Annotated in this window: 9 protein-coding genes; all 9 read right to left on the reverse strand. The window is 63.5% G+C overall.

The annotated features are described in order from the left end of the window. Positions 1–91: 91 nt before the first annotated feature. The 9 genes from QOZ99_RS22100 to QOZ99_RS22140 all read right to left on the reverse strand — a co-directional run bounded on the left by QOZ99_RS22100 (position 92) and on the right by QOZ99_RS22140 (position 12,230). Complete coding sequence (locus tag QOZ99_RS22100; RefSeq protein WP_306892148.1) at positions 92–601, reverse strand: cupin domain-containing protein; 510 nt, start codon at positions 599–601, stop codon at positions 92–94. A gap of 130 nt (positions 602–731) precedes the next feature. Next, positions 732–2,762 (reverse strand): BTAD domain-containing putative transcriptional regulator, encoded by a 2,031-nt coding sequence (locus QOZ99_RS22105; protein ID WP_306892149.1) that lies wholly within the window; start codon positions 2,760–2,762, stop codon positions 732–734. Positions 2,763–3,397: 635 nt separating this feature from the next. After that, complete coding sequence (locus QOZ99_RS22110; RefSeq protein WP_306892150.1) at positions 3,398–3,859, reverse strand: hypothetical protein; 462 nt, start codon at positions 3,857–3,859, stop codon at positions 3,398–3,400. Then, complete coding sequence (locus QOZ99_RS22115) at positions 3,828–5,678, reverse strand: secretin and TonB N-terminal domain-containing protein (protein WP_306892151.1); 1,851 nt, start codon at positions 5,676–5,678, stop codon at positions 3,828–3,830. The genes QOZ99_RS22110 and QOZ99_RS22115 overlap by 32 nt, the downstream gene beginning before the upstream one ends. Before the next feature lie 126 nt (positions 5,679–5,804). Then, positions 5,805–6,308: a hypothetical protein gene (locus tag QOZ99_RS22120; protein ID WP_306892152.1), complete on the reverse strand. Its 504-nt coding sequence runs from the start codon at positions 6,306–6,308 to the stop codon at positions 5,805–5,807. A gap of 268 nt (positions 6,309–6,576) precedes the next feature. Beyond that, a complete protein-coding gene (locus QOZ99_RS22125; RefSeq protein ID WP_306892153.1) occupies positions 6,577–7,578 on the reverse strand; it encodes a phosphatase PAP2 family protein in 1,002 nt (333 codons plus the stop codon). A gap of 16 nt (positions 7,579–7,594) precedes the next feature. Continuing rightward, positions 7,595–9,184 (reverse strand): AfsR/SARP family transcriptional regulator, encoded by a 1,590-nt coding sequence (locus QOZ99_RS22130; RefSeq protein WP_306892154.1) that lies wholly within the window; start codon positions 9,182–9,184, stop codon positions 7,595–7,597. A gap of 635 nt (positions 9,185–9,819) precedes the next feature. Further along, a complete protein-coding gene (locus QOZ99_RS22135) occupies positions 9,820–10,677 on the reverse strand; it encodes an HNH endonuclease (protein WP_306892155.1) in 858 nt (285 codons plus the stop codon). Further along, positions 10,677–12,230, reverse strand: coding sequence for an AAA family ATPase (locus QOZ99_RS22140; protein ID WP_306892156.1), 1,554 nt, complete (start codon positions 12,228–12,230; stop codon positions 10,677–10,679). The genes QOZ99_RS22135 and QOZ99_RS22140 overlap by 1 nt, the downstream gene beginning before the upstream one ends. Between the last annotated feature and the right edge of the window lie 627 nt (positions 12,231–12,857).

Genomic DNA, 12,857 nt, shown 5'->3' on the forward strand with positions numbered 1-12,857 from the left:
CTACCCGCTATGACAAACGAGACGACAATTTCCTCGCCTCAGTCCAACTCGCGTCAATCCGCATTTGGTTGCGGAGTTATGAGTCGGTCTCCTAGTCGAGCGGCGGCCCCACCAGTTCGATGTTGTTGGCGAGGCAGAGTCCGGCGAAGGCCGCTGCCTGCTCCGCGCTCGGCCTGTGCATCGGGGGAAGACCCGGCATTAGAGCCGGCCGGCTTCCCTGCGCGATCAGCGACTCGAAGTCGCTGCCGCGGCAGATGGTGAGGAAACGGGCGCCCGAGAGGCTTTCGACGCGGAAGGCGTGGCGGATCCGCTTGGGGGCGACCGTGATATCACCCGCGCGCAGCACGTGGTCGACCCCGTCGATCTGGACGCGGATGGTTCCTTCCAGCACGTGGAACACCTCGTCCTCATTGTGGTGAACATGCAGGGGAGGGCCATCGCCATAGGCCATGCGGTGCTCGACGATGCTGATCCTGTCCGGGCCCTGCGCCGCGGCGAGGCGGACGGAAACGCAGCCGTTGAGAAACCACGTGGAATGGTCGTGGTTGGCAGTCGTGTCGTGGATGACAGTAGTGTCGTGGATGGCAGTCATGTCGTTCATGGCAGATGTCCTGATGGGCCGATCACGGCCGGGAGGGGCAGCAATCGCGGATCGATCGCGGCATGCCCAAACATCGCCCTCGACCGTCGCCATTGCGGCGCGCCGTCGTGAACCCAGCGTCCGTCAAGCGTTAAATCTCGCGCGCCACCGCCATTTTCTCCGCATCGACCGGCACGCCCAGCGCGGCGAGCGCGCGCGCCACGCGTTCGCGCCCGGCCGCCGGAATTGTGCGCGCGATCATCGGCCAGATATGCGCCGGTTGAAGGCCGGGCATCGCGGCGCCGACGCCGCTCAATATATCGCGGGCCTCGCCCGGGCGCTCCAGTTCGGCGACCGTCAGAACGAGCACGATGAGGGCCCAAGGATCGCCGCGCTTGACCGCGAGCGCGGCCCGCGCCTCACGCTCGGCAAGGTCAAGCTGTCCGGTGAAATAATGGCTCGCCGCCTTGGTGGTGAGAAACATCGGCAGCAGCGGGTCACGGGGCGACAGGCGCAGCGCCATATCGGCGGCCTTGAGGGCCAGTTCGGGCTCCCCCGCTCCATGGTGGGTGAGCGAGAGACAGTAGTAGACATGCGCGAAGGACGGATGCCGCTCCCGTGCATGGTTGAGAAGGTCGAAACCGCCGGCAAGGTCGCCCGACAGCGCCCGCAATCGCCCCAGCATCGTCAGGATGAAGGGTGACGAGGGGTCCAGCTCAAAGGCCCGGCCGGCCTGTTTCAGACCTCTCGCAATACCTGCCGCCGTGTCCTTCTCTAGAAGGAAGGCCAGCCGCAGCACCTCGACATACGCGAGGCCGGCATAAGGCAGCGCGAAATTACCGGCGAGGCCGAGGGAGCGATCGAAAAACTCTTGCGCGCGGGCAATCTCGGCAGGCTCGAAACGATAGGCATGCCAGAGTCCACGATGAAACATCTCCCAGGCTCCGAGGCTGGTCGCTGGGGTTTCGGCAGCCCTCTCACGCTCGGCCAGCCGGATTTCCGCGTCGAGGCCGGTCACCAGGTCATCGATCAGCCGGTCACGCAGGGAAAAGAAGCTGTCGAGATCGCCTTCGTGACGTACGGCCCACAAGTGCCGCCCGGCTTTCTCGTCGATCAGCCGCGCCGCTACGCTGACCTGGCCACCGGCGACCCGCAGCGTGCCGGTCACGACATAACGGACATCCAGGGAGCGCGCCGCATCGCCCGAGTTCGAGAACAGCAAGCTGGATGGACGTGCCATGACCAGAAAATCACGTTGGCGCGTAAGCGCTGTCGTGAGGTCGTCCGCGATGCCCTCGGCCAGAAAACGGTGATCGGTGGCACTACCGTCATGTTCGAACGGGAGAACGGCCACGGATAGACGGAAACGTTCCGTCCCGACCGCCGCCCTTGGCTTCGGTGCGTCCTCCCTTGGCAGCGTCGTGACGATGCCGGCATTCACTCCAGGGGAGCCGGCGATGCGTCGTGCCAACGCCATCGTCTGCTCGGAGGGCTCCACCCCAAGTTCGGTGCGCAGCCGATCGCGGCATGACTGGTACTGGGCAAGGGCCGACGCACGGTCTCCCGCCGCCTCATGGAGGCGCATGAGCAGCCGGTGGCTCCGCTCGCGATAGGGGTCGAGAGCCAGCAGTCGCGAGGCGGCTGCGAGTGCCGCGGCGATCTCACCGCGCTCGCGAGCGGCATCGCTGGCGAGGGTCAGGGCCTGCTGCGCGAGGGTGCGACACCGCGTGCGCTCGAAGGAGAGCCAGTCGCGAAGCTCGCCATCGGGTGGATCGAAGCCCTCAAGAAACGGTTCCGACAATCTGAGCGCACGCGTCACGTCGCAGGCGGCGGACGACGCGCGTTCGAGTTGATCGAGATCGGATTCGTAGCCCCCGAGGCTGACACTATCGGCTTCGGTGGCCACACGGATGCCGAGCGCCCGCAGGCGCGACAGGGCGTTGCGCAAGCTGCCCCGCGCCTGATCGTCGCCACGGTCAGGCCAGAGCAGTTCGGCCAATCGCGCACGCCTTTGGCTTCGTCGCGCCGTGCTGGCGAGATAGCCCGCCAGCAATGCCAGCTTGTCCGTGAGAATGGCCGTGGATCCAGCTGGGCCCAAGACCTGCGCCCGGCCAAGCAGGGCCAACTGCGTCGGTCCATGCGCCGGCGCAAGACCGGATTCCGGCAGTTCGCGCCCCGGCATCCCCGCAGATTCCCCAGCCACATCAGGACCGCCATCCTATCAATGGCTGGAACTTCCGCATGCCAAATGTGAATCACACGGGCGGAACGGATCGCGCGGCGAGCCTGATGATTTGCGCTCGACAGTTGACCCTCCGCTATCCACCACCAGAGCCGTGCCGGTTCATGCCCCCTCGCGGATCTCGGGCAGGCCCGCGTGGTTGGGCCGGCAGCCTGGGCCGACATGCTGGATTCAAAACCGGGCGGCATCCCTCCCGATGAGGGTCTTGAATTCCGCAGACGTTTCAACAAATGCCCGTGCCGTGACTTGCCCGGCATCGCTTTTCACCGAGGCTCAAGCGGCGGGGAAGACCGGCATCCTGCGCAATAATGTCACGATCAACGGCAATGGCTTCAAGCTGCAGGGCGAAGCAAGGGCCACCGGTTTCGATGTTGATTCCGGTACTGTGACGATCAACAAGCTCGATCTGTCCAACCTTCGCGCCAGGGGCGGCAATGGCGGCGCCGGTTCAGGCGGTGGCGGTGGCGGTGGCGGCTGCCATGGACCCTCCGGTGCCGACGGCAGCCCCGCGGTCAAAAGCGGAGGAGCCGGGGGAAATGGCCGGCGATGGACACCGACAAGGGCGGGATCCACATCTATGGCGGCGGGCTCGCCATTTTCGGAAATGCGGCCAATGCAGGCGGCATCGACGTCAGCGTCGGAAACGTCGCCCTCGACATACGCAATCTCGGCGGCAAGGTGGCGAAGCGGCGGGCGAAGAAGTCCGGGCCGGTCACCGCCGAGACCGACGGCCAGTCCGAGGTGCGGCTGATGGTGAACAGCGCCTCGAAACCGTCGAGCGCGGCGGGGGTCAGCAGGAACTTCGCCCGCAACTGGCCGAAATAACCCTGGCCGAGATCCTCGTTCAGCGGATCGGCATAGGCGATGCCGCTCTCATCCTCGAAATACTGGCCGGCGACACGGAAGGCGAGCTGGTTCCCGACCATCGGGCCCGACAGCATGAAGGCGCCGCTGCCGAAATTACCCGTCTCCGACGAACCCGCGACATCGCCCCCGATCGCCGCCTCAGTGGTCCAGGTCGGGTCGTTGGCACTCACCACCACCGCGCCGCCCATGGCATTGCGGCCCTGAAGGGTGGATTGCGGGCCGCGGAACACCTCGACATCGCCGACGTCCCACGTCCCACGTGCCACGATTGCCGCGCCGCAGGCCCTCGCCATTCTGCGAGGCGCCGTCGATGATGAGCGCGATGGTCGGGGAGGAATTGGTCGGCTGGGTGATGCCGTCCGAGGACAGGCCGCGGATGACGATGCCGCTATTGCCGCGATTGGCGCTGGAGACGCGTGTGTTGGCGAGCTTGTTGAGCGCGCCGCGCAGGTCCTCGATCGCGTAATCGAAGAACGGCTCGCCGGTGACGATGCCGACGCTGGAATAGACGTTGGAGAGGTCGCGGGCGAGCTTCTCGCCGGACACGGTGATGGCGTCGAGCTTGACCATGTCCTCGCTGACGATGACCGAGGCGGTGCTGCGGGCGGGGGCCTCGATGGTGACCGAGCGCGGCGAGGTGAAGCGCCTGTTCAGGCCGGTGCCGGCCAGCAGCGCCGCCAAAGCCTGCTCGGGCGAGCGCGTGCCGGACACGCAGGGTGAGGTGAGACCGCGGGCGATGGCGCTGTCATAGACGATCTGCACGCCGCTGGTCGCGCCGAACGCGGCAAGGGCGCCAGAGACCGGGCCGGGGGCAATGGCGTAGGCCGCCGACGGTGCCGCCGCGAGCGGTGTGGCGAGCGGTGTGGCGAGCGGTGTGGCTCCTTGCGCCGACACGCCCTGCGTCCCGAGCGCGAGCGCCATGCCCGAGAGCGGCCGCCAGAGTTCAAAGCGATACTTCTCCTTCCAGGCAAACTTGCCTGCATCGGCCATGGCCACATTGGCGAGCGCCAGCAGTCTCACGAAACGGCCGTTCTGCTCCAGCGTCGCGGCACTGCCGATGTCCGCGGCGTCGGCGGCCGGATCGCGCCGCTCCCAGGCGATGCTGCGCAGGATCTGATTGTACAGCCGCGGCGGCGAGCCGATCAGGTTCGCACCGTCATAGGCCCAGTAGAGCGCCGCCACCGTCTCGTCCGGCGTTCGATCGGTCGAGGCGAGATGCGCCGCTCCCCCGAGCCGGCGCACCTCGGCCAAGGCATTGTCGTAGTCGGCCAGCGGCCAGCGGGCCAGGCGGTGCCCCTCCGGATCGGTGACGGCGAAAGTGCGGGCCGTCGTGCCATAATAGGGCCCGTGATAGACGTGGGTGACGCGCTTTCCCTTTGACGGATCGTCGGGATCGATATTGTCGAGGCGCACAGGGTGCTGGGGCTCGTCGCGGAAGAAATAGCGGCCCGACCGGGGTTCATAGCGCAGACTGTCGGCTCCCGGCTCTCCGGGCGCCACCGCCAGCCGGTTGAGGATGAGGGTAGCGATGCAGGCGCCGTATTCATATACCGTCGACAGAGTGTCGATATGGATCGGATAGTCCTTGATCAGCTGCATCCGCATCTGTTCGAGCGTCTCGCGCGCCAGCCGCGAAATGCCGGGGCCGGGGCCGCCATAGAGCTTGTCGAGGATCGTCACCGCCGCCGCCGTCAGCGCCGCATTGGCGGAATCCAGTGTGGCAGCGACACCGGCGGGCACTGCGGGACGGGCAGCTTCGGGTAGCCAGGTCGGCGGGTTGCCCGCCTGTGCGTTCCCGAGCGTGGCGAAATAGGCGTCGTGCATGGCGAGATGCAGCAGGCCCAGCGCGCGGGAACTCATCGTGGGCCCGGTCTGCGGGCCGCCCAGCGAATGGGTGACGCGGTTCATTTCAAGCCCGGCGTGATTCCAATACAGCACGGGATAGGCGTTGAGACCGTCGGCCTCGGGAATTTTGGGCATAACGGGCATGGGAAGTCTCCGGATGGGTTGGTATTCCTGTGGTTCAAAGGGCCTGCGGAAAGGCAGCATCCGCTCGGCGGGCAGGGCGCGCGGGAGCGCGGAAGGCGCGTGTCGGCAGGCTGTGTCGGCCCCGGCTCACCTCGCGGTGCCCCACGGCCTTTCCTCGGCCGCGAAATGCCAGTTGATGGCGCCGTCGGTATTGGGCGCGGGGTGGGGAATATCGTGAAGAACCACCTGGCCGTTCACCGAGCCACGGCTGTGGGCGTGGCGGCCGATGGCGCCGAGGCGCAGGACGCCGTCATACTGGGTCAGTGTGGCCATGCCATCTGCCGGGAAGAAGCGGCCGGGCAGGGAAAAGTCGCCAGGCGGGTGGCGCAGCATCATGAATTGCGGCCGGTCGCCATCATCCTTGGCGAGAACGGCGACGATCGAGTTCTGCTCGACGAGATCGACGGGCGCGCTGGCCGTATCCTCCCCCACCGAAGCGGGCGTGTCGGAAATAATCAGATAGACGCCATCTGGACCGCCACGGGCCGCGATCAGCCACTCCGTTACCGGCGGATTGGCGCGGTGCGGGGTGTCGTAGGGGCCGATGCGAAGCGTGTTCAGCATGGCGATGCGGAAGGTCTCGGCGATCATTGGCAGCCTCTCCGTTTGCTGCGGCCACCCTGATCGGCCATCGTCAGAAGACAGTGAATGCATCGTCAATGCAGGATTAAAACGTCTTCCTCTCCAATTCAGATAGATCACAAACAATAATGGCCGCAGCACAGGCATGCCGCAGCCTTGTTTTTTCCGTTCCCATTACGAAAGCATTTTTGCGCGACGTGGGTTCTGCTTCGCCTGAAGACGATGCGTAAAAATGAAAGCGCCTCCGGTAAACCGGATGTCACCGGCGGCGCTCCAGTCAGGAGGGTGCACCGAATTCGTCAATCAGCATGCCACGGGCAGAATTGTCGCTATCGAAATGCTCGACAATGTCGGCGAACACACGACTATGTTCAGTGATCGCCTGCACCGCAAACGTTTTGACCTGAGCGGCATTGTTGAACAGATGCGGAATCAGCCGCCGGGCCAGTGTCCACGAGGCGATGTTATCCGTCATATAGTGCACACCCGCGAAGACGCGCCGATCCCCCCAGTCGACCATATATTTCTGGATCGCTCGGAATGTGGCCGGATCGATCGCGCCGCCATCATCGAGAAGCGCATCGAGGACGCTACAGCCTCCCAGGATACCCTGGATGCAGTGCCCGCTCAGCAAAGAGGGATGAACCCCGGTGTGCGTGACAAAGTCGCCACCGGCAACGACCCAGCGGAAGTTCTGCACATCGAGAACGGTTGCTACGGTCCAGGGACGGGGCCGCTCGAAATGCAGCTTGATGTCCCATGTCGACGGCTGAATATCCGACATACGGCCCCAGAAGAGACGCTCGAAGCGCTGGGTCTCAAATGTTGGATCGTAGACCAGATAATTGGAACCGATAGTCCGGCTGGCGCGGAAGTCGAAGCTTGTGACGGGCGGTTTTACGTAGAGATAGATTGGATCGAGGACGAGGGCGTCCTCGATCTTGTAATGCCACTCGTGCGTCGGCTTACGGCCATCAGCCGTCGCGGGCACGTCGGGCGTCTCTGTCAGCACATCCTGGGACTGGCCCTGACCATGGTAGAGGCGCACGGCGAGCTCTAGCTCGGCTTTGGCCGCCGCCTCCTTGGTCGCCGCCGCCGCGCCGACCCAGTTCCCCCTTTGCCAAGCCGGCCAGATGTTGTCGGCGACGTCGTTCAGCCAATGGTCGAGCAGGCTTCGGAAGGCCGGATCACCGGTTTTCCAAGCCGGCATCGGCGTGTGGAGGCCGCGAAGACTCCGCTTGTAGTCGTTGTTCAGGACACCGAATGGACCAAGTTCCACAGCGAGCTTCCCTGTTCTAGGCCAGGCCAAGTTGGCCGGCTGCTTCGACGACCGCGGCCCGGTGCATCGCGTTGACGATTGGATAATCAGGCGATTTCAACAGGTCCACGGACAGCTCCGGCTCACGGCGCACGAACAGCCGGAGCTTCTCCTGTCCATCTCGCATGCGGCCCTCGCGCGCGTAGGCCGTCATCAGGTCCACGATGGTCGGGCGGAAGACCATGGCGTTCAGGGAGGCTTCGCCGACCCGGATGGCGCCGCGCGCGTCACCATTCATCAACCGTGCGAAGAGCTCGGTGCTTTGCGCCATGGGCTGCGCCATGGTGCCCCGGCAGAGCCATACGGCATGGGCCGCGGCGCGCACCGCCTCGCTGAAGCGACCGCAATAGACCAGGGAGATCGCATGATAGTTCCAGCAAGCCCCGCTGCCGGGCAGCAGCCTGACAGCCTCTCGGGTCATCGCCGCATTCCGGTCGAGGTCGCGCGCAACGAAGCCGTAGCTGTGTCCCGCCAGCGCCTGCACCAGGCCGTTTTCGGGGGATAGGTTGAGCGCGGTACGGATGCTTCGCATCACCTCGTCGACATCCGGAGCGGTCAGCTTTTCGCGCTCGCCATAGAGCAGCAGGTGGGCGCTTCCGAGAAGCGCGTGGTACACGCCCTTCTCGGATGCCGCGATCGCCGCTTCGCTGCACCGAACGATATCGCTCAGCGGGACTGATCCCGGCACCAGCATGCCCATCAATGCCTGGCAACCATTGGCGTGCGCGCTCCAGCGGGCGCCGCGCAGGCTGCCGGCCTCTGTCCGCAATGCGAAATCCTGAAAAAGTTGCGCGATCTCGACCTGGACGGACCGCACGTCTCGCCACTGTCTGCGTTCGATTTCCCGTCGAACCTGCCATTTAAGCGATCCGAATCCGTCGGTGACGGACAGGGACACCGCGCAGCCGGCCCCGAATCTGAAGGCTCGCATGCGCACAATCATATCGGTCGCGCGCGGGACAGGGGCGCAGTTGGCCTCGCGCCGGTCGATCGCCGCGTGAAGCCCAATGACCGACAGCGCCTCCATCAGACTGTCGCAAATGAAGTCGCAGACGCCGGCAAGACGCATGTCCTCGGCGCTGCCGACGGGCTGATCGAGATACCAACGCCGGTCGGGCTGGCCCGGCGCCTCGACCAGTCCCCACCGCCTATCGCGCGCGTCGAACTCGGCACGGCACTCGCGCAACCAATCGTTGAACCCTTCTTCGCGAAGATCCAGGCCGCACAGGATTTCGCCACGGGCGCCCGGCGCGATGTGGTCAAAGTCGAAGAAACGGGGATCCAGCCATACCCAGGTGCGGTCGGCGCACAGCGCTTCCGCGTCGCCGTTGAATGTGTCGCGCAGGGTGGTCAGTGATTGCCGCAAGCTCGCCGCGCCCTGGGCCGGGCCACGGTCGCCCCACAACCTTTCCTGCAGCCATGTGCGGGTCTGGCGGTAATTGCGCGAAAGCGCGAGCATCGCGAGCAGCGCGCAGTCTTTACGGCCGGAGGGGCGAACCGAACGCCCCTCGCAGTCCAGCACGTCGAAGGCGCCCAGCACCTTTATGGAAAAGTTCTTGGCGAACATGCATGGAGCATCACGCCGTGCGCGACACCTCGTCAACTAGGCCGTGCATTATTGACGGTATTTTAACGCTGTTTCGTGGCATCGACAGCTTCCGTCCTGAAAGCTCGCCGCGTCGATCCAGAACGAAAAACGGCGCTGGCGCCTCGTGCCGCTTAGCGCCGCTGGCAGCGGCATCCATTTGCTGCAGCGCGCATTCGCCTAATCCATGCGCAGCAATCAATCGGTGGCAACGTCGTATCGCCGAGTGCCACCGACGGTATTTGGCGCGCCGACCAGGGTGAAACTACGAACACGTATATTGTTGAGATTTCATTGACTTAAGAGGCGCCGCAGAATGGGTTGAAGCGCCGTGTTCGAGCCGTACGTGCACCGGCCCGCGAGTTAACGCGCGTTTCAGGGCGGATCGCGCGCTTCGGCTTCGTTCGAATGCCTCCCGCTCTGCCGATGATGATTTCGGCGAGCTTAGCGTGCTGGCGGAAGATCAGATGCTGCTTTTGGCGTGGTAGCCGGGCCGGGAACGATGCAGACTGGCACGATTCCTACGTCTTAGCCACCTAGGGCATGCCAAGCCCCCCTATTCCATGGTCGATCGAAGTGGATGAAAAATTGGATAGAAGTTCGGCAGGATCTCAATTCTATCCAACCCAGCGATCTGGCAAGAAGCCACCTTCGCAAAACCAGTCGCTCTCGCTCCAGGCGCGGTAGGCGGCCGATCTCCAGCCGTTGATCCGGGCCACCGCACAGCTTTCAGCGCGCCGCTTCAACTCCTCGCGAACCCCATTCTCCGGATTGGCATCACGTAGGATCTGAAGCTGGTGACGGATGTTAAGCAGTTCCTCCGCCGCCTCCGATGCGAAGAGCGCGGCGAGGCCGAGTGAACGAAAATGGTGGGTCACCCGAGCGTAAAGCGTATCGTCCCACGCGCCCGGCCGCGCGACTTTAAAACGAAGGGCGGTCGGACTCCGCTCGATGACGGTCGCGGTCAACCAGATATCGTCCCCTAGATCATCATAATAGGGGTGAAGCGGAACGTCTTCCGCAGTCGCCGGTACGCTATCGAGCTTTGCTTTGTTGCAGTCTGAACATGCTGGGATCAAGTTGAGGGGCACGACAGCCAGAGCAGGATAATGCGCTTTGGGAAGATGATGGTCGAGCGTCGTAACAAACCGCTGCATGCACAAGGGACAGCGGCCTGCCGGCGCCGAGCTAAAGATTTCGTCATAAATGTCGCGACCCGGGGCGCCGCTCTTCGCCATACGCTGCGTGTAGACCTTTTCCATCTCATGCACGGTGATGTCGGGCGCTACGATGTCGTGAGCAGCGAGGTCATGCAGCCTGTGATGGCGCGCAGCTCGGTCTAGCTGCGCCGAGGCCGTCGCGATGGTCGATGCGGCATTCGCCAATCGCGCGGCGAGCCCCGGATTGCGTACCTTGCTGATGCATGTGGTGAAGGCAGACTGAGCCGAAAGGGTCGGCCGCTCCAGCGACCACATCAGAAATCCTCGTCGTCGGGGTCATCCCGCGCTGCAAGCAATCCTTGGACAATCGCTCGCGCCTCATCGCCGAGTTCACCGCTGAACCGACGCACGACACTACTGTAACTGGGAAGTTCGGCCACCACGTCACGAAGCATCTTATGGAAGCCCGATTGTGTCACCTCCAGCCCAAACACCTCTCGAGTCAGAAGCCCAATATTCTCTCCGAATGTCTGGATATCGGGCCTGTCTGCGACGGAGCGAGTGCCCGTACGCCGCACAATCCAGACGCAGCTCTTCGGAACCTCTTGCAGCACGACGGGAGAATGGGTTGCAATCAACGCAACGCCGTTCCGGTTGATCAGTAGGTCCGACAGTGCCCGCACGAAGGCTGAGAGAAGGGGCGGATGCAGATGCGCTTCCGGTTCGTCGAGAAGAACGAGGGTCTTCTCCTCGACGGTTTCGACCAGGCGTGTGATCGTCAGAAGCACGATCTTGTGTCCCGAGCTGAGATTCCTGAACAGGCGACGAGCTTCGGCCTTTACGTCTTCGGGATCGTCGTCGGATCGCGCGAGCGCCGAAACATCGGCGTCGCGGAAGATCGGATCGGCCTGCAGCATGTTGAGCGCCCGTTCCCAACGGTCGACCCTGCCACTCTGACGGCAGATCATCACGCTGCTGACGAAATCGCCGGACAGGCCGTCGGGACTTTTAGGCGGTTTGGACTTACCGTCCTTGTCCTTCCCGATGAGCTTCAGTCCGATATACGCGTAGCGAACGCCCTGCGATTTGTCCTGCCGGTTGGGGAGTGGCTCGAACGGATCGAACGCGCTGAAGGTCACCGAGACAAGACTTGTGAAGAGGTTGTCATTGAAGTCGTCCGACTCCGCAGTGAAGGCACCAACCTCGCTTGCGTTCGCGTCCTGATCGACAATCGCGCGCGTCATGTCGTTAAGCAATGTGGTTTTGCCAACCCCATTGCGTCCGATCAGCACGTGGACGTTGGTGGGCGGATAAGATTCCGGAGCAACAGTGAAGGCCAGGTTCAACGGCTCGACACGGCGGGACCGCCGTCGTGCGGTATAGCTAAACTCATAGCTCGACAGTCGGGCGCCCCCTTGCGCCATCCGATGAAACTGGCCGGTTACTGTTGAGCGATCGACCGACCGCAGCAAGGAGGTCCCGGTGACCTTCTCGCCGAGAGCGCGTTCGAACAGATCGGAATCGAGGGCGACGTCGCGAAGGGCGCGTAGAACACGGTCACGGATTACAGCGCCAAGCGCGTTTAGGGCGTCATAATAGGTGTCGTCCTGGCCGAGAGAGAAAAAACGATCGTCAAGGGTGTCGAACCGCTCCGGGAGGTGAGCACGGCGCTGGTCCTCCGCCATGGCGAATTGACCGATCTTAACGCCGCCGATGCTGTGGCGGTCGCCATCCTCATCGTAAATGACGAGCGTGTAGAGCGTGGAGAATTTGAACCAGTCATCCCAATTGTCCGTCAGGAGGTAGGCCTGAGCGATTGCCCTGCTAGGCGGGCGTGTTCCTACTGGTAGGACTTGGAAATATCTCATCAAGATCGTCAAAATTCCAAGGAACGGTCAATCAGCATATAACTTATAGTGTAACACGCCTTAGGGCTCTTTGCCTGCAGCGACCACGAGCGGCACCTAGTGGCCGCCAAGATGGGTGGGCCATATTAAAGCTGGACTTGAATGTCCGAGCCGGGGGATCATTGCCTATCGGCTTCTGGGCCGGCACCGTGTCGAATAAGACATGCCGGAACTTTCCCCCGCAAGTCATTCATTCCTACCGGTACTGAAATACGGCTGAACGGCATGAAGCCTTGAAATTCCGGGAGTCTCAGTGTCTCCTGTCGGTGGGGAAATGAATTAGTGCTGGGGTGATCTGTCTCGCATGACCGTATGGCGGACCGAAAGGATTGTTGCGCCACCCGGGAGGGCGTCTGCATGACGCGATACGATGCGCCAGTTCCCGCGGCGCCGATCGACTTGCCCTCGATTGATGATGCACCGCCCTCCGAAGAGGGAGGGCCAGTTGCGCGCGGTGGCTTCAGTTACCAGGATGAGATCGCCGTCGGGTTCCTCCTAGGAGACATACCCATAAACGGGCTTCCCCGCGGGCCGGGGTTCTGATTCATTGATCTCAGCCCTGGAGGTTGAGATGGCTCGCTTTGACCT

It is taken from the genome of Ancylobacter amanitiformis (assembly GCF_030814815.1).
Lineage (GTDB): Bacteria > Pseudomonadota > Alphaproteobacteria > Rhizobiales > Xanthobacteraceae > Ancylobacter > Ancylobacter amanitiformis.

What these genes read in the sequence shown, in the direction of transcription:
- QOZ99_RS22100 (WP_306892148.1), bottom strand. Translation starts at nt 601, where the DNA reads ATGAACGACATGACTGCCATCCACGACACTACTGTCATCCACGACACG.
- QOZ99_RS22105 (WP_306892149.1), bottom strand. Translation starts at nt 2,762, where the DNA reads ATGCCGGGGCGCGAACTGCCGGAATCCGGTCTTGCGCCGGCGCATGGA.
- QOZ99_RS22115 (WP_306892151.1), bottom strand. Translation starts at nt 5,678, where the DNA reads ATGCCCGTTATGCCCAAAATTCCCGAGGCCGACGGTCTCAACGCCTAT.
- QOZ99_RS22120 (WP_306892152.1), bottom strand. Translation starts at nt 6,308, where the DNA reads ATGATCGCCGAGACCTTCCGCATCGCCATGCTGAACACGCTTCGCATC.
- QOZ99_RS22130 (WP_306892154.1), bottom strand. Translation starts at nt 9,184, where the DNA reads ATGTTCGCCAAGAACTTTTCCATAAAGGTGCTGGGCGCCTTCGACGTG.
- QOZ99_RS22135 (WP_306892155.1), bottom strand. Translation starts at nt 10,677, where the DNA reads ATGTGGTCGCTGGAGCGGCCGACCCTTTCGGCTCAGTCTGCCTTCACC.
- QOZ99_RS22140 (WP_306892156.1), bottom strand. Translation starts at nt 12,230, where the DNA reads ATGAGATATTTCCAAGTCCTACCAGTAGGAACACGCCCGCCTAGCAGG.